Origin of the sequence: Roseivirga pacifica (assembly GCF_900111145.1) — a bacterium.
Taxonomy (GTDB): Bacteria; Bacteroidota; Bacteroidia; order Cytophagales; family Cyclobacteriaceae; genus Roseivirga; species Roseivirga pacifica.
Map to the genome: position 1 here is coordinate 183,780 of NZ_FOIR01000001.1, position 23,497 is coordinate 207,276.

21 protein-coding genes are annotated in these 23,497 nt (G+C 42.6%); 10 read left to right on the plus strand and 11 right to left on the minus strand.

Annotation, left to right across the window (positions count from 1 at the left end):
- Positions 1-154: 154 nt before the first annotated feature.
- Positions 155-1,090, plus strand: a complete 936-nt coding sequence (locus BMW98_RS00845) for a M23 family metallopeptidase (protein ID WP_090256498.1) — start codon at positions 155-157, stop codon at positions 1,088-1,090.
- Positions 1,091-1,300: 210 nt separating this feature from the next.
- Here BMW98_RS00845 and BMW98_RS00850 read toward each other — a convergent pair whose 3' ends face one another.
- From BMW98_RS00850 to polX, 3 genes are read right to left on the minus strand one after another with little or no spacing between them, the layout of a single operon-like run.
- Positions 1,301-1,570, minus strand: coding sequence for a hypothetical protein (locus BMW98_RS00850; protein ID WP_090256499.1), 270 nt, complete (start codon positions 1,568-1,570; stop codon positions 1,301-1,303).
- The gene (locus BMW98_RS00855) at positions 1,567-2,580 is read right to left on the minus strand and encodes a glycosyltransferase family 9 protein (protein WP_090256500.1); all 1,014 of its coding nucleotides are present in this window, start codon (positions 2,578-2,580) and stop codon (positions 1,567-1,569) included. Before BMW98_RS00855 ends, BMW98_RS00850 begins: the two co-directional genes overlap by 4 nt.
- The gene (gene polX, locus BMW98_RS00860; protein ID WP_090258170.1) at positions 2,573-4,285 is read right to left on the minus strand and encodes a DNA polymerase/3'-5' exonuclease PolX; all 1,713 of its coding nucleotides are present in this window, start codon (positions 4,283-4,285) and stop codon (positions 2,573-2,575) included. The genes BMW98_RS00855 and polX overlap by 8 nt, the downstream gene beginning before the upstream one ends.
- 89 nt (positions 4,286-4,374) lie before the next feature.
- Here polX and BMW98_RS00865 point away from each other — a divergent pair, with 89 nt between their 5' ends.
- From BMW98_RS00865 to BMW98_RS00885, 5 genes are all read left to right on the plus strand, one after another.
- The gene (locus BMW98_RS00865; RefSeq protein WP_090256501.1) at positions 4,375-4,782 is read left to right on the plus strand and encodes an EVE domain-containing protein; all 408 of its coding nucleotides are present in this window, start codon (positions 4,375-4,377) and stop codon (positions 4,780-4,782) included.
- Positions 4,779-6,347, plus strand: a complete 1,569-nt coding sequence (locus BMW98_RS00870) for a hypothetical protein (protein ID WP_090256502.1) — start codon at positions 4,779-4,781, stop codon at positions 6,345-6,347. The genes BMW98_RS00865 and BMW98_RS00870 overlap by 4 nt, the downstream gene beginning before the upstream one ends.
- A 106-nt stretch (positions 6,348-6,453) precedes the next feature.
- Positions 6,454-7,002, plus strand: coding sequence for a bifunctional pyr operon transcriptional regulator/uracil phosphoribosyltransferase PyrR (gene pyrR, locus BMW98_RS00875; protein WP_090256503.1), 549 nt, complete (start codon positions 6,454-6,456; stop codon positions 7,000-7,002).
- Positions 7,003-7,932, plus strand: coding sequence for an aspartate carbamoyltransferase catalytic subunit (locus tag BMW98_RS00880; protein ID WP_090256504.1), 930 nt, complete (start codon positions 7,003-7,005; stop codon positions 7,930-7,932).
- A 6-nt stretch (positions 7,933-7,938) separates the two neighbouring features.
- Positions 7,939-8,913 (plus strand): alpha/beta hydrolase, encoded by a 975-nt coding sequence (locus BMW98_RS00885; RefSeq protein ID WP_090256505.1) that lies wholly within the window; start codon positions 7,939-7,941, stop codon positions 8,911-8,913.
- Between the two features lie 52 nt (positions 8,914-8,965).
- Here the strand turns inward: BMW98_RS00885 and BMW98_RS00890 are convergent, their stop codons facing one another.
- The 6 genes from BMW98_RS00890 to BMW98_RS00915 all read right to left on the minus strand — a co-directional run bounded on the left by BMW98_RS00890 (position 8,966) and on the right by BMW98_RS00915 (position 15,671).
- The gene (locus tag BMW98_RS00890) at positions 8,966-9,520 is read right to left on the minus strand and encodes a thioredoxin family protein (RefSeq protein ID WP_090256506.1); all 555 of its coding nucleotides are present in this window, start codon (positions 9,518-9,520) and stop codon (positions 8,966-8,968) included.
- Between the two features lie 79 nt (positions 9,521-9,599).
- Entirely contained in the window at positions 9,600-10,958 is a 1,359-nt protein-coding gene (gene mgtE / locus BMW98_RS00895) for a magnesium transporter (RefSeq protein ID WP_090256508.1), read from the minus strand.
- A gap of 5 nt (positions 10,959-10,963) precedes the next feature.
- The gene (locus BMW98_RS00900; RefSeq protein WP_090256509.1) at positions 10,964-11,911 is read right to left on the minus strand and encodes a succinylglutamate desuccinylase/aspartoacylase family protein; all 948 of its coding nucleotides are present in this window, start codon (positions 11,909-11,911) and stop codon (positions 10,964-10,966) included.
- Positions 11,908-13,437 carry a carbon-nitrogen hydrolase family protein gene (locus BMW98_RS00905; protein WP_090256510.1) on the minus strand — a complete coding sequence of 510 codons (1,530 nt, stop codon included), beginning with the start codon at positions 13,435-13,437 and terminating at the stop codon, positions 11,908-11,910. The genes BMW98_RS00900 and BMW98_RS00905 overlap by 4 nt, the downstream gene beginning before the upstream one ends.
- 392 nt (positions 13,438-13,829) lie before the next feature.
- Positions 13,830-14,858 (minus strand): S1C family serine protease, encoded by a 1,029-nt coding sequence (locus BMW98_RS00910; protein WP_090256511.1) that lies wholly within the window; start codon positions 14,856-14,858, stop codon positions 13,830-13,832.
- A gap of 39 nt (positions 14,859-14,897) precedes the next feature.
- Positions 14,898-15,671, minus strand: a complete 774-nt coding sequence (locus BMW98_RS00915; protein ID WP_090256512.1) for a class I SAM-dependent methyltransferase — start codon at positions 15,669-15,671, stop codon at positions 14,898-14,900.
- Positions 15,672-15,777: 106 nt separating this feature from the next.
- On the opposite strand from BMW98_RS00915, the gene BMW98_RS00920 reads away from it, so the two are divergent.
- On the plus strand, positions 15,778-16,992 hold the full coding sequence (locus tag BMW98_RS00920) for a GWxTD domain-containing protein (RefSeq protein ID WP_090256513.1): 1,215 nt from the start codon (positions 15,778-15,780) through the stop codon (positions 16,990-16,992).
- Positions 16,992-17,744 carry a 23S rRNA (guanosine(2251)-2'-O)-methyltransferase RlmB gene (rlmB, locus tag BMW98_RS00925; RefSeq protein ID WP_090256514.1) on the plus strand — a complete coding sequence of 251 codons (753 nt, stop codon included), beginning with the start codon at positions 16,992-16,994 and terminating at the stop codon, positions 17,742-17,744. The genes BMW98_RS00920 and rlmB overlap by 1 nt, the downstream gene beginning before the upstream one ends.
- On the opposite strand, the gene BMW98_RS00930 is transcribed toward rlmB, so the two are convergent.
- Together BMW98_RS00930 and BMW98_RS00935 are read right to left on the minus strand one after the other, a co-directional pair.
- Entirely contained in the window at positions 17,741-18,811 is a 1,071-nt protein-coding gene (locus BMW98_RS00930; RefSeq protein WP_090256515.1) for a mannose-1-phosphate guanylyltransferase, read from the minus strand. The genes rlmB and BMW98_RS00930 overlap by 4 nt on opposite strands.
- 23 nt (positions 18,812-18,834) lie before the next feature.
- On the minus strand, positions 18,835-19,803 hold the full coding sequence (locus BMW98_RS00935) for a KpsF/GutQ family sugar-phosphate isomerase (RefSeq protein WP_090256516.1): 969 nt from the start codon (positions 19,801-19,803) through the stop codon (positions 18,835-18,837).
- A 73-nt stretch (positions 19,804-19,876) separates the two neighbouring features.
- Here BMW98_RS00935 and recQ point away from each other — a divergent pair, with 73 nt between their 5' ends.
- Both recQ and purD read left to right on the plus strand, forming a co-directional pair.
- Positions 19,877-22,075, plus strand: coding sequence for a DNA helicase RecQ (gene recQ, locus BMW98_RS00940; RefSeq protein ID WP_090256517.1), 2,199 nt, complete (start codon positions 19,877-19,879; stop codon positions 22,073-22,075).
- A gap of 34 nt (positions 22,076-22,109) precedes the next feature.
- Complete coding sequence (gene purD, locus BMW98_RS00945) at positions 22,110-23,399, plus strand: phosphoribosylamine--glycine ligase (RefSeq protein ID WP_090256518.1); 1,290 nt, start codon at positions 22,110-22,112, stop codon at positions 23,397-23,399.
- Positions 23,400-23,497: the final 98 nt, after the last annotated feature.

The window sequence follows — 23,497 nt, forward strand, 5'->3', positions numbered from 1 at the left end:
TAAGGTTATACTTCATGGCAACATGTTGTACTATACGCCCATTCCCTAAGTTTCTACACCTATATAGATTTAGGCTTCGATTATCAATACAGGCCCATCCATCTTGGTTTTTTAAATCGGTATTCGGATTTTAAAGGATCAAATACTTAGCACTATGAACACACGCGCTAACCTTACTTTGCTCACTCTTTTCTTATTTTCTTTGGCTTGCTTTGGGCAGGCGAGACCCATTGAACTTTCGTATGACAGAACGGATGACAATGACTACATTTTTTATGCTACCAATAAATCAGACTTCAATTACCATGTTGCAGTCTATTTCAAATACCTAACAGGGCTTACTGCAGACACGAAACTTCCTGCTGGCAAAAACATATCTTCTGGACGTACCCGGATTTTAAAGCTTTCGCAATTTGGTCTAAACAGTCCGAACTTTAATTGGGGTTACACATATAAAAAGGGCGTTGCCAATCCGGACCTTAAGGAAGTGCCTTATGTATTGCCAGTTACTGCTGGTACGAAGGTTAGAATGATTCCTCTTAAATCGCTCGAAGAATTATACACAGACCGAGTGCCTCAAGAAGATTTTTATGCCATTGGCTTTCAGTTGAGTGAAGGGGATACCATATGTGCAGCAAGAGGCGGCAAGGTGATTGACCTAATTCAGGACCAGGAGTCGGACTTAGAAAACCTTAGATTTTCTAGTACTCGCAATCAAATAGTGATTGAGCATAAAGACGGTTCACAAGCGCGTTATTCTGTGTTCAAGAAAAACTCTGCCATGGTAAAATTAAGCGATGAGATATTGACTGGAACTCCTATAGCATTGGCAGGTGGCGAAAAATATGAGTCTGGACTTCATACAAGACTTGTGGTAAGCTACTTGAAGTATGATGCTGATGGAGACGGTGGTAATGCCGGTGAGTATTCTTGGGCATATTTAAAGCCGAAGTTCATCACTGCATTTGATACTGAAAATGCCATAGTGCTAGAGAAACCACTGAAGTACACAGCAGCTATTAATGAAGAGGTGATTATGGCGGAAATGTCGAAGCGAGAAAAGAAAAAGTATCGGAAGACGAAGAATTGAATATCGATGCTCCTGCTCTGTGCTCAGTTTGAATACCTAAAAGCACTCAATAGAAACGTAGAGTGATTCGGTTATCCGAGCTTTGCTCCTTGTGAGGCTGATTCTACACTAAACTAACAGACAGGTCAAGAATTTTCTAGTCACGCTAGGAACTGCACATGGGTAGGAGATTACACAACGTAGAACTCAATGTGCCTTTAGGTACCTTACTTAAAACAAATCGATAGCGTAGGCTAGGAACACATAAGCCGTAGAAATTAGCACGAGCAGCAGGCTCTTTTTCTTGGCAGGTTTGGGTAGGCCAAGTGTACGAATAATCTTTACATTAAACGATAGAGAAAAAAGAATAAGCCCAAGCGAAATACCCATAGCCACTTCCTTTTTGGCGTAAGCTACCCAAGCCTGACTTTCGCTCAGTTCAACGAGTAATGAACCAATGAGCAAAATGATTGATGCAAGTTGTAGGCGTTTTGTGTTCATGGTAGCCAAAAGTCAAAAATGATCTGATTCATGCAATTGAAATGCCCTTTGGGACATTTGTTGTAGCCAATTTTAGAACAAGGTCGGCAGCTCAAGCCTTTCTTTTCCAGAATAGTAAACTTGGTACGATAAGGAAACATGCCGAACTCCGGAATGGTGTTGCCCCAAATGGAAAAAATGTTCTTTTTAAGCGCGGCAGCCACATGCATTAAACCGGTGTCGTGGGTAAAAACATAGGTGGCCATTTTTACAATACTAGCTGATTGATTGAAGTTGAACTTGCCGCAGGCATTGTAGATCACCGCTTTTTTGCCGAGCGTTTCTAGCGGCTCTTTAAAGTCGGCTGTCTCGTATTTCTTGTCGAAGAAATCTTCGATTTTGGCACCGATCTCCGCGTCTTCTTTTCCTCCTAACAAGACTATCGGCTTGTTAATCTTATCGCAGAGTTCAATCATGCGATCGAGTGGCAATTGTTTGGTGGCATGATTACCGCCAATTACAAAAGCCACAAACTCTTGCCGATGTGTTTCAGGAAGCCAATCCTTTTCCACTTCGTCTTTTTCGGGAATAAAATATTCTAGCCCCAGAGCATCGGTTTTAACGCCAAGCGGAGCGGCCGCCTCCATGTAGCGGTCTACAATATGCACATTGGGCAGCTTATCAATTTTCAGGTTTACAATAAGCCACTTCTCCCAATTCAGTTTTGGGAAAGACTTACTTTCCACCTTAAGCATGTATTTGAGCCTGCGGGTGCGTAGGTTATTGTGTAGATCAACTACAAAGTCAAAATTTTCGGCTTTCAGTTCTTTGGCAAGCTCTTTCAAATCGCCATCGAACAAATGAAATTTATCAATGTACGGGTTTGCCTCTAAAACACCGTGAAAAGACGATTTGGTGCAAAAATGCACTTCCACATCATCTACCTGAGTTTTTACTGCTCGAATAACGGGCGTGGTAAGTACAATGTCGCCAATGGACGAAAACCGAATGATAAGAACCTTTTTAGGCATTGGCCTTTACTTGACTTTTCTTTTGCACGAAATGCTTTTCAATTTCCGCCAAAGGTAAGGCATTGAAGGTCATTTCGGCAGTTAAGCCACCTTTTCTTCCAGTCAATAAACCAAATTTCATGTGGTGATAGCCATCCATTTCGTGGGCATCTGGGTTAATAGATAATTGCACACCTTGTTCAATGGCATAATGCACCCAGCGCCAGTCCAAATCGAGTCGCCACGGGTTGGCATTGATCTCGATTACCACATTGTGCTTGGCGCAATGGTCAATTACCGCTTTATGGTCAATTGGGTAGCCTTCCCTTCTTAGCAAAAGGCGGCCGGTTGGGTGGCCGAGAATGGTAGTGTATGGATTTTCAATAGCAGCGAGTAGGCGTTCAGTAGCCTTTTTCTCATTCATATTCAATTGTGAATGCACAGAAGCCACTATGAAATCAAAGCTCTCCAGCACATCATCGGCATAGTCTAGCTGACCATCATAAAGAATGTCCGATTCAATGCCTTTAAAAATTTTGAAGGGGGCGAGCTTTTCGTTCAGCTCGTCAATCTCTTTGTGCTGTTTAATAATGCGATCTTCGTCAAGCCCATTGGCATAAAATGCAGATTTACTGTGGTCGCACATGCCCAGGTACTCATAGCCTAGTTCTTTACAATAAGTAGCCATTTGCTCTAGGCTATGCTTGCCATCGCTATAGGTTGAGTGGTTGTGTAAAATACCCTTCAGGTCTTCCATTTCTACCAACTTTGGCAGCTTTTGGTTCTTTGCAGCCTCAATCTCAAAAAAGCCTTCCCGTAGTTCTGGTGCTATGTAATCTAGGCCAATCGCTTTGTAAAAGCCTTCTTCAGTATCGAATTCCTTGGTTTGCACAAGCTCGCGGATGGTTTGCTTTTCGGCAACTGTAGTGGCTAAGTGCGCGACACTGCCAGAATACAATAGCTGGTTCTGAACAAACTTTTCGGGTGTTGAGAAAATGAGGCAAATTGGTGTGGCGTGTTCTGCCAATAAGCCAACCCACTTAATTGGTCCGCTCGCTTTCACATCTTGCTCAAAACCTTCAAGCGCATTGATTTCTTCCTCGGCTTTATCAAAATCATCAGCAGCAACCAGCAGTTCTACTACTTCAATTACTTCCATTTTGCGCCTTAAAGCTCCTGTTGGCGCCACATCGCCTATGTTTTTCAAGCCGCTAAGTTCTTCCATCAACACCTCAGCCAAAAGCTCTGCTTCTGCATAATGTAGCTTGTTGGCGTTGGCCTCTTTAAACTCAAGTGCCTCAATAATTTTCTGCTGCGTTTTTTCTCCAAAGCCTTTCAAATTGGCTACTAAGCCAGAGTTGGCCGCTTCTTTAAGCTCATGCCCACTTTCAATCCCCAGCTCTTTCCACAGTACTTTGATCTTTTTGGGGCCAATGCCCTTCATGTCGAGCAGTTCGATAATACCCTGCGGAGTGCTTTCAAAATAATCTTCTAGTGCTTGTGACGCACCCTTTTGAACAATCTCATAAATGGTGGTAGCTATGCTTTTTCCTACGCCTTCTAGCCCTTCCAATTCTTGCTGAGAAAGGGTTGCCAATTCAACTTCTACTTTGTCCAGATTAAACACTGCATTGTTAAAGCCACGAATCTTAAATGAGTTTTCATCGTGCAGCTCCATAAGTGCAGCTTGTAGTTTCAGTTGTTTTATGATTGATCGATTGTCCAAGGTCAATTTATTTAAGAGAATTTGTCAGTTTACTTTAAGCGCGAATCCTGTTATCTTATCATTCGAAAACTAGTGAATAAAATCAATTTATGAATTATTGGCTCATCAAATCGGAACCCAATACTTATTCTTGGGACGACCTCGTAAAGTTAGGAAAAGATCATTGGGATGGCGTGAGAAATTACCAGGCGAGAAATAATATGAAGGCCATGAAGCCGGGCGATTTGGCACTTTTTTATCATTCGGTAAAAGAAAAAAGCGTGGTGGGCATAGCCGAATGTGCGAGCGAGTTTTATCAAGACCCCACCACCGATGACGACCGCTGGGTGGTAGTTGATTTTGTGCCAAAAGAAAAACTGAAAAAGCCGGTAACCCTAGACGATATAAAAGCAGTACCCGAACTGTCGGAAATGGTGCTAGTGAAAAACTCCCGACTTTCGGTTCAGCCAGTTAAAAAAGAAGAGTTCGACAAAATTATAGCAATGTCAGAAGCATGAAAAACCTGCTAACCATATCACTCCTACTAATTTGTGCAACTGCCTTTGGCCAAATGGGGCACGCTGGTCGTTTCGAAAGAGAATACAAATGGGAGACAGATGATTTTATTGTCATTTCGAACGAAGAAAATGGTGTGCTATTGGTGCAGTCGGAATATAAAGTTAAGGATGGTGGCTTTCCCGTACACTTCACTTTACTAAACGATAAGCTGGAGCTGGAGTGGGAAGAAACGCTGGATGTAGCTAAGGACTTATTTCTAAAGGGCTTTCATTATTTAGATGGTAAAACCTTCTTTTTGCTGCAAGACCGCTTTAACAACCACGAAGTGAAAATTGTGATTGTTGATGTGGTTGAAAAAATGATTAAAGAATTTGAGCCTAAAGAGCTCACAGAAATGGTGGTGACCAAATTTCAGGTAATTCAAAACACGGCCATATTGGGTGGCTATGTGGAGGACAGGCCTGTGGTTTTTGCCTATTTGCTAGAAGATGACAAGGTGAATGCGCTTTCCAATGTTTACCAAAACAACTCAGAGGTACTGGATATACATATCAATGAAGATGGTGTAACCTTTAATGTGCTGGCTACCGAAAAGGATCAGAAAAAAGACCAAACCATTACCGTGAATACCTACGATTACGAAGGCAATGCTATTAGAGATTACACCTTGGTTACCAAACAAGACTATCAGCTTTTGTCGGGCGTCTCTACTTCCATTTATAATAAGGAGCAAATGGTGTTTGGCCTGTATGGTGTAAAATTCGGAGCATCGCCAAGTGGTTTTTATGTCAACCATGTAAGCCGCTCTGGCTTGCAAAACATGCGGTACATTCCTTTTGGCGAGATGGATGAATTCTTTAAGCATGAAGGTGAAAAGCGAAGTGAGCGCTTTAAAAAGAAGTCGTTGGCAGAAAAGAATGGAGGCAAGCCATTTAGATACAAAATAGATGTGCTTTTTGAAGAAATAATTGAAGAAGAAGACCGGGTGTTGCTTTTGGGTGAGTTCTATCGCCCATGGAATCGCTCTACTGCCGATATGCGCGAACTAAGACGTATGGATCCGGCTTGGTATAACCGCAATGCAGCCACCATAAATGCCGGTAACCGCACCCGAGTTGAAAGAGAAATGGAGTCCACATACGATGACTATAAATTCACCCATGCTTATGCCATTAGTTTGGGTAAAAATGGGCAAATACAATGGGACAAGGCTTTTGAATTGGACGAAAATATTGATGGTGAGTTGCAGTCTTTCGGAGAGTTTGTTTTGAGTAACGGTGAAGTATACTTTGCCTTTTATGATGATGAAGAGTTCACCTTTCAGCACTTAACAGCCAACGAGGAAAAGGAGCCACAAGTAGAGGCGCTTAACCTGATGAATGAAAATGAAGAACTGCGTAATGAAGACGATGACTTTCGTGGTATTACAAAGTGGAACGATAAATACCTGGTTTGGGGCATTCAGAGTGTAAAAACACTCGACCCAGCAGAGCCAAATAGAAAGGTGTTTTTTATTAATGCCGTAACCGTTGGGCCAAACTTTAAGCCAGCCGATATTGACTGATTGCTTTTCATTCAGAAGTGAATGTTGTCCTTAACAACACTAAGTCTTCAATATTCTTTAGCTTAACTTCTCTGAAACATTCCTTTTACTATATTTGTACCTTGAAATGCAACGCAGACTTCTCTTAGGTCATCCGCAACTGGCCATTACCATCGGCCGACTCTGTCAAGAACTGATAGAAATCCATCAAAATTTCGATAATACCGTTATTCTTGGGCTTCAGCCACGTGGGGTTTTCATGGCCAAACGCATTCAGGAACGCCTGAAAGAGTTTGTAGAACGTGAAGTTCCATTGGGCTATTTAGATGCCACTTTTTACCGAGACGATTTTCGTAGAAGAGACAGCCCAGTAAAGGCCAACGAAACCAAAATCGACTTTTTGATTGAGGGCAAAAATGTAATTCTTATTGACGATGTGTTCTATACAGGTCGCTCAGTAAGGGCTGCACTAGATGCCATGATTGCCTACGGAAGGCCGAAGAAGGTTGAGCTACTAACGCTAATCAAGCGTAAGTATTCGCAGCACGTGCCTATTTATCCAGACTATGTGGGCAAAGAAGTGAATACCATGGAAAGCCAAAATGTGGTGGTTGAGTGGAAGGGCCAAGCGGGCATTGAAGAAGATAATATTTGGTTACAAAATAAAGCGCAGTAAATGGGGGAGCAGTTGAGCACGAAGCATCTTTTGGGGATCAAAGGGTTAAGTACCGAAGATATCCAACTGATTTTTGAAACTGCCGATGAGTTCAAGGATGTAATTAATCGTCCGATTAAGAAGGTGCCATCTCTTAGAGACATCACCATTGCCAATGTTTTCTTCGAGAATTCTACGCGAACCAAACTCTCTTTCGAACTGGCCGAAAAAAGACTTTCTGCCGATGTAATTAACTTTTCTAGCAGCAATAGTTCTGTAAAAAAGGGGGAAACCTTACTGGATACCGTAAACAACATTCTTTCCATGAAGGTGGACATGATTGTGATGCGGCATTCAAGCCCTGGTGCCCCGCATTTTCTGTCACGACACATTGATGCCAATATTGTAAACGCAGGTGACGGCACGCATGAGCACCCTACACAAGCCCTGCTCGATACTTATTCTATTAGAGAAAAGCTGGGCGATGTAGCCGGAAAGAAAGTGGCTATTATTGGAGACATTCTTCACTCAAGAGTGGCCATCAGTAATATTTTTGCTTTGCAAAAATTGGGTGCCGAAGTAATGGTTTGCGGACCAATTACATTGTTACCTAAGTACATTAGTTCGCTTGGTGTAAAAGTGGAGCTAGATGTAAGAAAAGCACTCGAATGGTGCGATGTAGCCAATGTGCTACGTATTCAGTTGGAGCGCCAGCACATCAAATACTTCCCATCACTTAGGGAGTATTCACTCTATTATGGGGTGAACAAAAAACTGCTCGATTCGCTTAACAAAGAGATTACAGTAATGCACCCTGGGCCAATTAACCGTGGTGTAGAACTAAGCAGCGATGTAGCAGATTCAGAGCATGCCATTATCCTCGACCAAGTAGAAAATGGGGTGGCAGTTCGTATGGCAGTGCTGTACTTGCTGGCGTCTGTTTCAAAATAACACAACATGAAAAAGTTTCTCAAATTTCTCGCTATCGGCATAGTGCTGGTTGCGGTAGCTTTCTATTTTCTTGGTATTCCGTATTTCACAGGCCTGATCACTGATTACGATCGCTACACTTTTGAGTATGTAACCGAAAACCCAAAAATGGTGGAAGCCTACGGTATAGCCGATAACAGAACGCCAGCCGATTATGGGTATGCCAACTTTGAAGAAGTAAGCTACAAAACCATTTTTGATGGCCTCAATTTGAATGGCTGGTATATCCCTGCCAAAAAAGAAGTTGACCAAACGTTAATCATTAGTCACGGTAGAACCTCCAACAGACTAAAAACCATGAAATACTTAGAGCTAGTAAGCGATTACGGCTTGGATACGCTCTACAATGTTTTCATTCCAGACTTACGAAATTCGGGCAAGTCTGACGAGGCAAAAACAGCCTTGGGCTATGAGTTTGCTGAAGATATAGTGGCTACTATGGTTATGCTTAAGGAGCGAAACAACCAACGAGACTATGTACTTTGGGGCTTTTCTATGGGGGCTATGGCCAGTGCCACAGCTGTTAATCGCCCAGACTTAGTTGAGTATATGGACTTGAATAACGTTAAGGTGAACAAGCTGATTTTGGCTAGTCCATTGAGCAACATTAAAGAAACTGCCTGGGCCGGAGCGCAAGAAATGGGCTTGCCAAAATTCATTTTTAACATGGCTTGGAACGACTTCGACAAACAAACAGAAGGCTATAGCGACAAAATGAAGTTCTCCTATTTGCTTTCGAACAATAAGCTACCGGCACTGGTGCTTTACACCGATACCGACAAGCAAACTCCAGCACCCATTTTGGAGCAAGAAGTAGAAGGGCTTTACAATGTATACCCAATCCTCTTCAAAAATGCTGATCATGTACAGATCTACACGCGCCCTGAATACAAGCAACGCTATGGCGACAAGGTGAATGAGTTCTTAAGGATGGCTTTTTAGGGTGTTTTTTATCTCTGCTCTCTTTCTCAATCTATAACAAAGAGAATCACATCTACCTCCACTTAATATTGCAACCTAGGCTAGGGATTTGCTGAGCGGAAACTGGCTTTCCGTCCAAAATTTCGTCTAGTGCGGCACGCATGTCACTCCCTGTTACAGGTACACCGTTGCCTGGGCGAGAGCCGTCTAGCTGACCTCGGTAAGCGCACTTCATTTCTGCATCGAAAATGTAGAAGTCGGGTGTGCAGGCGGCATCGTAGGCCTTGGCCACGGCTTGAGTTTCGTCATATAGGTAAGGAAAACTGTAGCCCACTTTTTCGGCTTCTTCCTTCATCAGGTCTGGCCCATCTTGCGGGTAATTCTGTACATCGTTGGAGCTTATGGCAATAAATGCAACACCTTTAGCTTGGTAGTCTTTGGCAAGTGCTACAATTCCGGCATCTACATGCTTTACAAAAGGGCAATGGTTACAGATAAACAAAATCACCGTAGCCTTGTTTGACTTCAGCTCGTTTAGGCTTACTTTTTTACCCGAAATGGTATCGAACAAAGAAAAGTCTGGGGCTTGAGTGCCCAAGGGTAACATATTTGAAGGTGTTCTGGCCATGGTTAATAGTGAATTAGGTAATTGGTAAATTAGTGGATTAGATAATTGGTTAACTGGTAAGGGATAGAAGATGTTCCTTCTACACCAAATAACCCATTGCCATACCGGCAAAGGTAAGGGCTAAAAAGAAACCAAGCATATCGGTTACGGTGGTTAAAATAGGACCGGAAGCTAAAGCCGGATCGGTGTTTAGCTTTTTAAGGAAAAGCGGAATAGTACCGCCTATGCTAACCGCTACAATTGTATTAATGGCCAAAGCACCACCTACTACCAAACCCAAATAGCCATTGCCTTGGTACAAAAAGGCCGCAATACCGATGAGAATTCCCAGTACCACTCCGTTGATTAAACCTACCTTTATTTCTTGCCAAAGTACACGCGCCAGTTCATATGGCTTTACCACACCTAGCGAAAGCTCGCGTAAACTTACCGCTACAGCCTGGTTACCAGAACAGCCACTCATGTCGGAAATTACCGGAAGGAAAACCGCCAATGCAATCACCTGCTCTAACGTATCTTGATACAGCGCAATAACGCTTGCCGCAATTATATTGAGCAAAATATTTACCGAAAGCCAAGACAGCCTTCGCTTAGAACGCAGCAAAACTGGCATGGTCCTCAGCTCTTCACCACCTACGATACCTTGGGTCTCTAGCATTTCGTAATTACTCCTGCCCGACTCCGCTTCTTGCACATCTCTACGCAGCACCAAACCGAGCAACTGCTCTTGTTCGTCAACCACTGGCACGCCAAAGAAATCGTACTTATGAAAAAACTCAATCAGGTCGTCCAATCCATCGGAATCGCGTACTGTAAATGCCTTGGTGTTCACGATACTGCGCAGCTTAGTATTGCCACGAGAAAGCACCACATCGCGCATTTGCAGTACGCCTAAAAAGCGCCCTTCTTCCAATACATAAATGTATTGCACATGATAATCTTCATAAACATCTGCTTTTTGCTGCAGTTCTGCGGTAATCTGTCCCACCGTCATGTCGGCTTCAAAGGCTAAGTATTCCGTCACCATTAAACCACCCGCACAATCGCTGTCGTAGCCAATGAGCTTGCGCACATTCTCTGCCTCAGCCGGAATCATTTCATCCAGAATAGCATTGGCATCTTCCTCATCCAGCTCAGCGATAATATCTACCTGATCGTCACTGTAAAGCTCATTCAGAATGGAAGCGGCTGTTTCGTTATCTATTTCTTCAATGGTTTGAACAGCCTGCGACTGCGGCACCAGTTCTAGCAACTTGGCGCCATTTTCAGAAGAAATAAGATCGAGAAGCAAGGCCCGTTGCTCTTTATTCAGGTGGCTAAATGCATGCACAATTTCATCCGCCTTCATGGCTTCTAACAAATCATGCAAGTCATCTTCGTTACCCGCCTCAATGAGCGACTCTAGTATTTCGATATTCCGCTTCTCGATATTCTCCATTCAATCTACTTTTTCACACCAATGTGCATTATTGCATCTCCCTGATGCACAATTGGGTTATGGTTTAAACCAATTACATAACCGTTTGCTGGGCTTTTAATTCGGCTTTTCGAAGCCCCAAACGGGTCGCTAATATAGCCCACTATCTGGTTTTTGTGCACCTCATCGCCATAGGCTATCAGCGTATGGAAAATTCCAGAGTTTTTTGCCCGCACCCACGATGAGTTCTTTACGGTTATAGGTTTTCTATCAGCTACCGGTGCCCGCTCGCGCATGCCCAAGTATTTCATAACACGTAAGGCTCCTTCAATTCCTTGCTCAATAGCATATTCGTCAAATCGGGTAGACTCGCCACCTTCATACACCAAAATATGCTTACCCATTCGCGCAGCAGTTTGCCTTAGCGATTTTGGTCTGTATGGCGCGTTTATGATAAATGGGGGCTGAAAAACATCGGCTATTTTGGCGTTCTTTTCGTCCTTTAAAACACAGCGCAATTGCGGAAAGTTAGTTCGCTCTGCCCCTCCGGTATGGAAGTCTAAGCCAACATCTATCTTCGGGATAATATTGTGCGTAAGGTAATGCGCCACACGCGAAGCCAAAGAGCCATTTTTATTTCCCGGAAAAGAACGGTTTACATCTTTGCCATCGGGCACATAGCGGCTAAAGTGAATAAAACCGTACATGTTGATGATTGGAATACAAATGACCGTACCAATTTTAGGTCGATGCCATTCGTGCTCAATAATTCGTCTTACAATCTCAATTCCGTTTACTTCATCGCCATGAAGGCCTCCGCTGAGCAGCAGCGTTGGGCCATCCTCCATGGCCCTTGCTACAGTTATGTTCAAATCTATAGAAGAATGCGAAGGCAATTTGCCGATGTTCACATTGATAACGGCTTCCTCGCCCGGCAAAATTTGCTTTCCGCTAATAATTAAAGGTGCTCTCATAAGCTTCTTTTAGTAATCACATCGTAGAGGTCTTTTCTACGATCTTTCAAGTTGCGCACCGCGCCATTGTTGTGCAGCTCCCAAAGTAGGTCCATATCTACATCGGCCACCAAAATCATTTCAGTATTTGGAGTAGCCTCGGCTTTTATACCCGTTGTCGGAAAGGCAAAATCGCATGGCGTAAACACCACCGACTGTGCAAACTGAATATCCATGTTTTCTACTTTTGGCAGGTTGCCCACACTACCGGCAATGGCCACATAACATTCGTTTTCTATAGCCCTTGCCCTAGCGCAATATCGCACACGCGAGTAACCGTTTTGGGTGTCGGTAAGGAACGGCACAAAGAGAATATTCATTCCCTGTTCGGCCAAAATTCGCGGTAATTCAGGGAACTCCACATCGTAGCAGATCAAAATGCCAATTGGGCCACAGTCAGTTTCGAACACCTTGATCTCATTGCCACCTGTTAGTCCCCAATATTTTTCTTCGTCTGGTGTTACATGCAGCTTGGTGTACTGCTCGTAAGTACCATCTCTTCGGCACAAAAAACCTACATTGTTCAAGGTTTGGCCTTCCAGTTTAGGCATGCTACCGGTTATGATATTCACATTGTACGTAATAGCCAACCGCGAAAAACGCTCCCTGATCTCATCGGTATACTCGGCTAGTTTCCGAATAGCCTGAGCCTCTGTCAGGTCATTGTATTCGGCCATTAATGGTGCATTGAAAAACTCTGGAAAGAGCACAAAGTCGCTCTTATAACTGGCTACTGCATCAACAAAGAACTCCACTTGATCGAACAATTCGCCAATGCCATTATAAAGGCGCATTTGCCATTGAATAAGCCCAAGCCTAACTACCGTTTTCGGAAGGTTTATCTTGTCATCGTTCTCCTCGTAGTTAATATTGTTCCATTCCATGAGTACCGCAAACTCCTTCGACTCGGCATCATCAGGCATGTAATTACGCAGCACCTTGAGTACGTGAAAATCGTTGCTCAACTGAAAATTGAGTGTAGGATCGTGAATCTCGAGCTGCTGTACTTTTTTAATGTATTGCGAAGGCCTCAGCTCCTTGGAAAACTTATGATAATTCGGAATTCTTCCGCCAAACATTATAGCTTCTAAATTCAAACTTTCACAAAGCTCTTTGCGGGCATCGTACAACCTTCTACCCAAGCGCATTCCCCTAAATTCAGGTTTAATGAACATTTCTATTCCGTACAGCACATTACCTTTTGAGTCGTGCGTGCTAAAGGTATAGTTACCCGTAACCTGAGCATAAGTATGGTTATCTCCATACTTTTTGTAGTCCAAAATCAAACTTAAAGCGCAACCCGCTATTTGTCCATCGGCCAGAATTACCAACTGACCTTCAGGAAAAACATCGATCAACTTCTGAATATGACCTTTATTCCAAAAGTCACCAGTCCAGTTGCTATAGGCCTCGTGCATCGACTCTTGCAAATTGGCAAAGTCGCTTAGCTCCAAATGCCTCAGCTCAATTTTCTGTATCTCTTTCATTCGTGTTTGAATATAAGCAAAGCAAGAATGAATTGATTTGATTAGCAAATAAGTATTTAAGTGATTTTGTGCCTTTACTGATTAAAAAATTGCCCTGCAGACTGTGTATAGGCATGTTTAATTTATGAGCGGGTATTTAAAACAATAATATCTTGACTTATTAGGTTAAATAATTGAACTTTAATACAGTATTACAAAAAAGACTACTTAGCGAAGTAATTATTTCAGGTTAAAAAAATACTATTTAGTTAAAACAGCGTTCATACAATATACTCTACATACTCTTTCGTTAAGTAGATAATTTATAGTTCATATACTATATATTTTGGTTGAAGAAAAGGAGTCCTTACGGGACTCCTTTGTGTTTAGATCGAGGCAATTAAAATTGCTCGCTAATTTTTCAGCACCACCTCTTCCCCGGCTCGCAGTACGGTTAGCTCAAGCTTTGGCTGCTCCCCTTCTCGTGCTTTTAAGGCCTCGGCCAGTTTATTTATGCTCGCTTCGTCCGTTGCTATTTTAATTCCGTTAATGGCAAGAATTATATCTCCTCCTAACAAGATCGGTTCATCCTCAATTACAGACTTAACGGTACCGCCCTTTACTCCTAAAAGCCCCATTGGCGAAAGCAACACTACTTTTTGCACCAACATTCCATTAGCCTGAGGCAGATTGAAAATCTTGGCCATATCACCTGTGAGCATGTAGCCATCGATTCCTGTCCAAATGAGGCCTTCGTTGTAAAGCACTTCTTTAGCAATATTGGAGGTAGCCGCAAAGCCAATGCCTTCAAAACCGCCCGACTGCGACAAAATGTAACTTACTATGCCTACCACCTGGCCTTTGGTATTAAACATTGGTCCGCCTGAGTTGCCTCTGTTTATAGCCGCATCGGTTTGAAAGAACTCCAAACTAACCAGTGCATTCGAAATCTTATTGCTCTTTTGTTTTCCACTTATGTAGCCCGAAGAAAAGGAGTAAGTAAGCCCTAAAGGTGCTCCTATAATAAACACCTGATTACCCACCTCCATTTTATCGCTGTCGCCAAGTTCAATAATGGTTGGATTCTTTTTGGCCCAATTGAGTTTGAGCAAGGCTACATCGGCCGTTTTGGAAATAGCCGCTACATCGGCAGGAATCGATTCGCCATCGCGAAAATGAATAAGAATGCTTTCGGCAGTTTGCACTACATGCGCTGCGGTCATTAAATGATGCTCATCAACCAGAAAGCCAGTACCAAGTCCACTAACGGAAACTTCTTGTTTATGGTCGCTTTTGCCTACAATCTCGTGTTCGGTTACTTCTATAATCGCAACACCGTCTACTACTTTTTTATAAACCTTGTTTAAATCTTGGGCATTGAGGCATGAAAAAGTGAACAAGAGCGCCAGCGAGCACACCAGCCTGAAGGAAATATTTTTCATCTTAGTTAAGTGGAATTGTTTCCACCTAAGTTGATAAAATTATTTCTTAACTACTAAGAATAAGTCGAGCGCCTCATCGGCATTTTCGCTCAAGAAGTAATCATCGTGATTGATTTCTGCAACTAGTCCTGTATTTCCTTTATTCAGTTTGTTACGGTTCATTCTATTCAGAATGTCGTAAGGAATACGAAGAATCGGTGCGGGCAATCTGTATTGTAAATTCAAAATATCGAAACGGGTAATTCGCTCTACCGACTTTTTGTTCTGCGCGTAGTATTCCATCACCTTTTCGTTACCGGCAACGCCCTTCACTTCTACCTCAGAAAAGTATTTTTTGGCCAAATCCGTTAATTGCTGCGCAGTATATTCTCGTACATGCCAAGGGTTACGGGTCAGGGTTTTTTTGATGTTCGGAGTGGTTAACACGGCTGTTCCTCCCGGCTTTAGCACACGATGGATTTCTGCTAAAAATTCCGCATCCTTCTTCACATGTTCAATTACCTGAAAAGAGACTATGCTATCGAAAGTGTTGTCGCTAAGGTTGGAAAACGGAGGAAAAACAGCCTGCTCAAAAGTCACCTCTGGAAACTTCGGCTTTAACTTATCAATCACCTCCTGAATCTTATCTAAGGCTGTATAATGCTCCACCAAAGGTGAAAGCAAAGCCACACCACGGCCTTCACCACAGCCCAGTTCCAACAGACTTCCACTTACGTAGGGCATGGCCAAATAATAAGCCTGCAGCAACCGCTGATGGATTGGATTGTCTGAAACCAACTGATCTGACGCTATTTCCGTTGTGTAAGTAGCCATAATAGAATTTTGGGCAAAATTAATGCAATTGCTGAGATTGCCCTACCAATGGCAAAAATGTTGGAGCAGAGATGTTTTCTAAAGAGAATAAGAATAACTTTAAACTATGAGAAGTTGGCTAATTGGCATTTGTTTGGTTGCAACAAGCCTTGCAGCACATGCGCAAAGCAGAATGAGCAGCGCAGAACTGAGCTATCAATACAATCTGCAAAACGAGTTTTTAATGAGCCACAAACTGGCCTCTCAAGCCAGTGAATACAAACTGTTCTTGCATTTTAGCCTGAACAGCGGTAATGTAAAAATCAGCGATTTCGAAATAAAATACGACCTGCGCAGCGATTATATGGATGAACGGGACGTAAACAGCAGCATCCAGATCGACTCTACAAATGTTATTGATGTGGCCTTTAGAGAGTTTGTTTTCGAAGTGCCTTTTAGTGTTGAAAACAACGAAACGATAATGGTGGTAGACGTTTACAACATTCAAAAAGACAAACACTACTATTACGACATACCACTTAAAGTTGGAGAAACTGCTCCGGCTTCATTCCTTGTTTATCAGGCAGAAAAAGACATCCCACTCTTTCAAAAATACCTAAACAAGGGAATTCCTGTACGATTTAAGAAAGTGTTTGGTCAAGAATCAAACTATCAGATTTCGGGCATGGAAAACAACAGGGCTTTTCCTGCCCCACCTTTTGACGAGGCAGAAAGAGGCGCTCCGTTAAGAATTTCTATCGATACGCTTTTTGGTGCAAATGAGAATGAAGTTTTCACCTTTCACAACCAGGGCTTTTACAAAATAAGTGCTAGCAATAACACTGAGGCAGTGGTTCCTTTATTAGTTATGGATAACTTTTATCCTTATTACGAAGACTATTCGGAGCTGGTAAAACCTTTGGTTTTTTTAAGTACAAATGAGGAATTCACCTCACTTAGAGCGGACTCCGATACCCGTGCAGCATTTGAGCTTTTTGTTCAGAACACCATTTCTTCTAACGAAAAAATGGCCAAGGACTTTATTAAGTATTATTACCGCAGGCTCAGAAAATCGGCTTGGTTGTTTTCTTCTGATAGAGAAGGATGGAAAACCGATCGCGGTATGGTTTATCAAATTTTTGGCGACCCAATTCAAGTTTTTCGCAATGAAAATACCGAGCTTTGGGTTTATTCTTCGGCTAAAGGAGGAAAGATGCGATTCGTTTTTGAATTAACTATTGAAGACGGGTTGAGAAAATATAAGCTGTTGAGGGGAAAGCGCTACCGCGAAGATTGGATGACAGCCGTAACCCAATGGCGCGCAGGCAGAATAATTGAGTAATGCACCAAAAGAACAAATCTGATTTTATTTATGGCACTCGTGCCATTATTGAAGCTATTGAAGCGGGTAAGGAAGTTGACAAGCTGATGATTCAGCGCGATGTAAACAATGAACTTACCAGCGAACTAATTCGCACAGCACAGCAGCACACCATTCCTTATCAGCGTGTGCCAATTGAAAAGCTGAACCGCATTACACGAAAAAACCACCAAGGAGCCATTGCCTTTATTACGCCAATCACTTTTGCTTCATTGGACAACATAATTAGCGAGGCTTATGGCAATGCTGAAACTCCACTCCTGATTATTCTAGACAGAATTACTGATGTGCGCAACTTTGGCGCCATTGCCCGAACAGCAGAATGTGCGGGTGTACACGGCATAGTGGTTCCAAGCCGCGGCAGTGCTCAAATTGGCTCCGATGCAATGAAAACTTCAGCCGGGGCACTCAGCTATATTCCGGTTTGCCGATCGATGAACTTAAAGCAAACAATTGAAGAGCTGCAGAATAACGGGGTTCAAATAGTGGCCTGTACAGAGAAGACCAACGACTCTATTTATGATACTGATTTAAAAGCGCCCACCGCACTTTTAATGGGCTCTGAGGAGGAAGGTATTTCGCCAGAATATTTGAAAATGGCAGATAAACACGCCAAACTACCTATGTCGGGCAACATTGAATCGCTCAATGTATCGGTAGCAACTGGCGTATTTATATATGAAGCTATTAGGCAAAGGAGTATTGCCGACTAGGCAAACTCCTCTCCAACATCTTTTGCATCGCTAAGAAACTCTCTGAATTTCTTTTCAGCATCCTTTTTACAAACTAGTACCACGTTGCCCGATTTGGTTACAAGGTAACCGTCAAGGTCTTGCGCTACAATTAGCAGATCATCATCACCTTTTACATAGCAATTTTGCGAATTGTAAAGGACCGCCTTACCATCAACCACATTGTTGTGTTCGTCTTTCTTTCTTGCCTCGTGCAAAGAGTCCCAGCTCCCCAGATCAGACCAGTCGAAAAGGCCTTTTACCATGTGAACATCATCCGCCTTTTCCATTATACCATAGTCAATGGAAATACTTTTACACTGAGAATAAGCCTTATCGATAAACGCTTGTTCCTTATCGGTATAGTAGCTGTCTGCGCCTTCTTCAAAGATTACGGCTATGTCTTTTAGATACTTATTAAAAGCTTTAGTAATGGTATCTATAGACCATATGAATATCCCGGCATTCCACACAAAATCACCACTTTCAATAAATTTTTGGGCCAATTCCAGCTCTGGTTTCTCTGTAAAGGTTTTTACCTTCTTTACTTTTTCGTCCTTGTTAGAGTGGTATTGAATATACCCGTAACCTGTTTCTGGTCGGGTTGGCACTATGCCTAAAGTAATTAGCTTGCTAGTCCCTGTAGCCGCATCGATAGCAGTGGTAAGGTTTTCTTTAAAAACAGCATCCTTAAACACTACATGGTCCGAAGGAGCTACAATCATAATTCCTTCCGGATCCTTCTGCTTTATTTTGAAGGCTGGGTACGCCACTGCTGCGGCAGTATTTCTACCAATTGGCTCCAAAAGAATCTGGTCGTCCGAAAGCTCAGGAAGCTGCTCTTGAACCAGCCCCTTGTAGTCTTTATTGGTAATTACATAAATATTATCGCTTGGGCAGATGTTTAAAAAACGGTCGTAAGTCATTTGAATTAATGACCTGCCGGTACCGAGGACATCTAAAAATTGTTTTGGTTTAGCCGCACGGCTATAGGGCCAAAAGCGGCTACCTATGCCACCGGCCATTATTACTACGTAATTTTGTGCCATTGTCGAGGTTAAGGTTAAATCGTTTATACAATCCCTTCGTTCAAAAGGTCGCTGATGTGAAGAAAACCGACAACCGAAGATTCATGAACAACTATGAGCTGATTGATATCGAACTCGCGCATTTTGTTCAAGGCATGAATAGCATATTCTCCCTTATTGATTGTCTTTGGGTTTGGAGTCATCACTTCTCCGATTGTAATATGCGAAAAATCGGTGTGTTTTTCCAGCATTCTACGTAAATCACCATCCGTAAATATGCCCACCAAAGCACTTTTTTCGTCAACCACTGCCGCTGCTCCCAAACGCTTTCTGGAAATCTCCAAAATGCTGTCCTTCACTAAAGCGGTTTGAACTACAATTGGTAATTCATTTTTAGGGTAAATATCATCCACCTTAAGGTAGAGCTGTTTGCCGAGCGATCCGCCAGGATGGTATTTGGCAAAATCTCTTGACGTGAAGCCCCGAGCGTTCAGCAAGCTAATCGCCAAAGCATCGCCAATGGCCATATGCACAGTGGTGCTTGTGGTAGGTGCTAGGTTGTTCGGGTCAGCCTCCTCATCAATAGTACCGTTCAAAACAAAGTCGGCATGTTTGGCTACGTAAGAGTCCATGTTACTTACCAGCCCAATCACCTTTGCTCCCGAGTGCTTAATAAGCGGAATCAACACTTTTATTTCTTCGGTATTCCCACTTTTGGAAATACACATCACCATATCATCTGCTTGAATCATGCCCAAATCGCCATGAATAGCGTCTGCAGCGTGCATAAATATCGATGGAGTACCGGTGGAATTAAGGGTAGCGACAATTTTGTTTGCCACTATCGCGCTTTTCCCGATACCTGTCACTATTACCCTGCCGTTCATAGCCAGTATTTCGCTGACTATCAATTCGAACTTATCATCAATGAAAGCTGTTACCTTTTGTATTGCTTCTGCTTCCTTCAATAAGGTTCTTCTAGCAATGGTTTGAATATTTTTAGTTAACTTCAATTAAACGGCATTTTTAAGTGTCGAGCAAATATAAGGAAACCCATAAATCCTTGACAGATTAGCTCATAACAATATGGTAAGTGTAGATGAATTAAGAGCGAAACTGAAACAAGTTTTCGGTTACGACAATTTTAGAGGGAACCAGGAAAAGATCATATTAAACATTCTAGATGGCAAAAACACATTCGTGATTATGCCTACAGGCGCTGGGAAGTCAATGTGTTATCAATTACCTGCCATTGTTCAAGAGGGAACTGCAATCGTTATCTCTCCCCTAATTGCGCTCATGAAAAATCAGGTAGACCAAATGAATGCAGTAGGCATAAACGCCCGCTTTCTTAACTCTACCTTATCAAAAACCGAAATTAACAGAATAAAGAAAGCTACTTTGGCTGGCGACATCAAGCTACTTTACGTAGCACCCGAATCGCTCACCAAAGAGGAAAACATAGACTTTCTGAAGCAAACTAAAATATCTTTTGCCGCCATTGACGAAGCACACTGTATTTCGGAGTGGGGGCACGATTTCAGACCAGAATACAGAAGAATAAAAAGCATCATCAACCAAGTGGGCGATGTGCCAATTATTGCCCTTACGGCTACCGCCACTCCAAAAGTTCAGCTCGATATTCAGCGGAACTTAAATATGGAAGATGCCGATGTGTTTAAATCTTCGTTTAATCGCGACAACCTCTACTATGAAATTCGCCCTAAAAAGGGGGTGAAGAAGCAGTTGATTAAATTCATTCGCGAGAACCAAGGTAAGTCGGGGGTAATCTATTGTTTGAGCAGAAAAAAGGTTGAAGAAATTGCCGAGTTCCTGAAAGTAAATGGCATTAATGCAGCCCCTTACCATGCCGGTTTTGAACCTAGTATTAGGATGAAAAACCAAGACGACTTTCTGAATGAAGAAGTAGACGTGATTGTGGCGACTATCGCCTTCGGAATGGGTATCGATAAGCCAGATGTACGCTTTGTGATTCACTACGATGTACCTAAATCTTTGGAAGGTTACTACCAAGAGACAGGCCGCGCAGGCCGCGATGGTTTGGAAGGTCAGTGCATTATGTTCTATCGCTACAGCGACATTCTAAAGCTGGAAAAATTCAATAAAGACAAACCGGTAACTGAGAAAGAAAATGCTAAGCTACTACTAGAGGAAATATCCTCTTACTCAGAATCTGCCGTTTGCCGTAGAAAACAGCTGCTCCACTATTTTGGCGAAGAATACACCAGTACCGAATGCACAGAAAATAAAATGTGCGACAACTGTCGCTACGAACGCGAAACTTTCGATGGCCAAGAGGATGTAAAAATCGCCATTGAAACGGTACAGCAAACCGAACAGCGCTTTGGCATGACCCAACTAATTAGTGTAATCAGAGGGTCGCAAAATCAATATGTAAAGAGTTATTCTCACGATAAACTTGAAATTTTCGGCAAGGGAAAAGACAAGGACGACCACTACTGGAAATCTATTGTCCGCCAAACCCTGCTAAATGAATTTATAGAGAAAGACATAGAAAATATAGGGTTACTAAAGCTCACCCAAAAAGGCTTAGACTTTATTAAAAACCCACATCCGGTAGAAATTGCCAAAGACTTAGACTTTAGTGATGTTGACGCTACAGAAGACGAGTCGAACGAGCTACCAACATCTCCACGCAAGGGCAATTCTTACGACCCAGTCCTTTATGACTTATTAAAGGCCGAAAGAAAAAAGATTGCCAAGCAAAAGGATTTACCGCCTTATGTCATCATTCAAGATCCTTCTTTGCAGGAAATGGCCACCACTTACCCAACCACCAAAGAAGCGCTAGCCAATGTAAATGGCATAGGCATGGGCAAAGTGAACAAGTTTGGAGGCTCTTTTCTAAAGCTCATCAACCAATATGTCGAAGACAACAACATCGATATTGAAGATGTGGTTGTTATAAAAACAGCTGGTTCTAAGTCTAAAAACAAAATCTACATCATTCAGCAAATCGACAGAATGATTGATTTGGAAGAAGTAGCCGAGCAAAAGGGCTGGACCATGGACACCCTGCTTGAGGAGATGGAAATTATCTGCTACTCAGGCACTAAGCTAAACATCGATTATTACCTAGAGCAAATAATGGACGATGAAAAGCTTGACGACATCATGGACTACTTTATGAATGCCGAGTCGGACAATATTGATGATGCGTTAGAGGAATTTGAGGATGAAGACGTAATTGACGAAGATTTGCGTCTTGTTCGCATAAAATTCCTTTCAGAATACGCAAATTAATTACCTTTGACCCGCGAATTAATCCCGTGAATTTATGAACATCCTTGTGTTAGGAAGCGGAGGTAGAGAGCATGCCTTCAGTTGGAAAATCAGTCAAAGCAATCACTGCGATAAACTATTTATAGCCCCAGGAAATGCCGGAACTGCCGGCCTTGGCACCAACGTAGCCATTAACGTAAACGATTTTGAGGCAATCGGAAAGTTTGTACTAGAAAACGACATCGAAATGGTAGTTGTTGGCCCTGAAGACCCATTGGTGAATGGCATTAAGGATTACTTTTTAGCTGACGAAACACTGAGCAAAATTGGCGTTGTTGGCCCACCTAAAGCTGGCGCTCGCTTAGAAGGAAGCAAAGACTTCTCTAAGCAGTTTATGGGCAAGTACAAGGTGCCTACTGCGCGTTCAAAAACATTCACGAAAGACACTTTGGAAGAAGGCTTGAACTACGTTTCGAGTCATCCAACCCCGGTTGTGCTAAAAGCCGATGGGCTTGCTGCCGGCAAAGGCGTGATCATAGCACAAACCAATGAAGAAGCTAGAGAAACCCTGAAGGAAATGCTAGTTGACGCTAAGTTTGGCGAGGCATCGAGTCGCGTGGTAATTGAGCAGTTCTTAGAAGGAATAGAGGTTTCTGTTTTTGTATTAACTGATGGAAAAAACTACAAAATCCTTCCTGAAGCAAAAGACTACAAACGCATTGGCGAAAATGACGAAGGCCTGAACACAGGCGGAATGGGAGCTGTTACCCCAGTACCTTTTGCCGATGCCGAGTTTATGAGCAAGGTAGAAGAGCGCATTATTAAACCAACGGTTAACGGACTGGCAGCAGAAGGTATTGAGTACACTGGCTTTATCTTTATTGGCTTGATGAGCATGAACGGTGAGCCTTACGTAATTGAATACAATGTGCGCATGGGCGACCCAGAAACACAAGCGGTTTTCACCAGAATAGATTCTGATATGGTAGAACTTCTGAAAGCTTCTACCAACCAATCGCTGGACAAAGTACCTTACAGCATTTCTGAAGAAACTGCCACTACAGTGGTAATGGTTTCTGGCGGTTACCCAGGTAGTTATGAAAAAGGGAATGTTATTTCGGGCATTGATTCAGTAGAATCGGCCACCGTATTTCATGCAGGTACCAAATTGAGCGATGCAGGTGAAGTACTTACAAACGGTGGTAGAGTACTTGCACTCACCGGAAAGGGTGATAGTGTAGAAAATGCGCTGGAAAATGCGTATAATGGAGTAGCTCAGATTTCTTGGAAAGACGAATATCACAGAAAAGATATTGGCCAAGATATTCTGAAGCTTTTGAAATAAGTTGAACAAAGAACTCTTTCAGTTTTTCGTCTTCAGAAATCCGTTTTATCGGATAGTGTAATCTCATAATACTTTTCGAGATTACTCCAACCAGCCCC

Excerpts from the sequence above, each read along its gene's own strand:
- purD (WP_090256518.1), top strand. The coding sequence starts at position 22,110 with ATGAACATCCTTGTGTTAGGAAGCGGAGGTAGAGAGCATGCCTTCAGT.
- rlmB (WP_090256514.1), top strand. The coding sequence starts at position 16,992 with ATGCACCAAAAGAACAAATCTGATTTTATTTATGGCACTCGTGCCATT.
- BMW98_RS00930 (WP_090256515.1), bottom strand. The coding sequence starts at position 18,811 with ATGGCACAAAATTACGTAGTAATAATGGCCGGTGGCATAGGTAGCCGC.
- mgtE (WP_090256508.1), bottom strand. The coding sequence starts at position 10,958 with ATGGAGAATATCGAGAAGCGGAATATCGAAATACTAGAGTCGCTCATT.
- BMW98_RS00855 (WP_090256500.1), bottom strand. The coding sequence starts at position 2,580 with ATGCCTAAAAAGGTTCTTATCATTCGGTTTTCGTCCATTGGCGACATT.
- BMW98_RS00845 (WP_090256498.1), top strand. The coding sequence starts at position 155 with ATGAACACACGCGCTAACCTTACTTTGCTCACTCTTTTCTTATTTTCT.
- recQ (WP_090256517.1), top strand. The coding sequence starts at position 19,877 with ATGGTAAGTGTAGATGAATTAAGAGCGAAACTGAAACAAGTTTTCGGT.
- BMW98_RS00885 (WP_090256505.1), top strand. The coding sequence starts at position 7,939 with ATGAAAAAGTTTCTCAAATTTCTCGCTATCGGCATAGTGCTGGTTGCG.
- BMW98_RS00865 (WP_090256501.1), top strand. The coding sequence starts at position 4,375 with ATGAATTATTGGCTCATCAAATCGGAACCCAATACTTATTCTTGGGAC.
- BMW98_RS00915 (WP_090256512.1), bottom strand. The coding sequence starts at position 15,671 with ATGGCTACTTACACAACGGAAATAGCGTCAGATCAGTTGGTTTCAGAC.
- BMW98_RS00880 (WP_090256504.1), top strand. The coding sequence starts at position 7,003 with ATGGGGGAGCAGTTGAGCACGAAGCATCTTTTGGGGATCAAAGGGTTA.
- BMW98_RS00870 (WP_090256502.1), top strand. The coding sequence starts at position 4,779 with ATGAAAAACCTGCTAACCATATCACTCCTACTAATTTGTGCAACTGCC.
- BMW98_RS00905 (WP_090256510.1), bottom strand. The coding sequence starts at position 13,437 with ATGAAAGAGATACAGAAAATTGAGCTGAGGCATTTGGAGCTAAGCGAC.
- BMW98_RS00850 (WP_090256499.1), bottom strand. The coding sequence starts at position 1,570 with ATGAACACAAAACGCCTACAACTTGCATCAATCATTTTGCTCATTGGT.
- BMW98_RS00910 (WP_090256511.1), bottom strand. The coding sequence starts at position 14,858 with ATGAAAAATATTTCCTTCAGGCTGGTGTGCTCGCTGGCGCTCTTGTTC.
- pyrR (WP_090256503.1), top strand. The coding sequence starts at position 6,454 with ATGCAACGCAGACTTCTCTTAGGTCATCCGCAACTGGCCATTACCATC.
- BMW98_RS00920 (WP_090256513.1), top strand. The coding sequence starts at position 15,778 with ATGAGAAGTTGGCTAATTGGCATTTGTTTGGTTGCAACAAGCCTTGCA.
- BMW98_RS00890 (WP_090256506.1), bottom strand. The coding sequence starts at position 9,520 with ATGGCCAGAACACCTTCAAATATGTTACCCTTGGGCACTCAAGCCCCA.
- BMW98_RS00900 (WP_090256509.1), bottom strand. The coding sequence starts at position 11,911 with ATGAGAGCACCTTTAATTATTAGCGGAAAGCAAATTTTGCCGGGCGAG.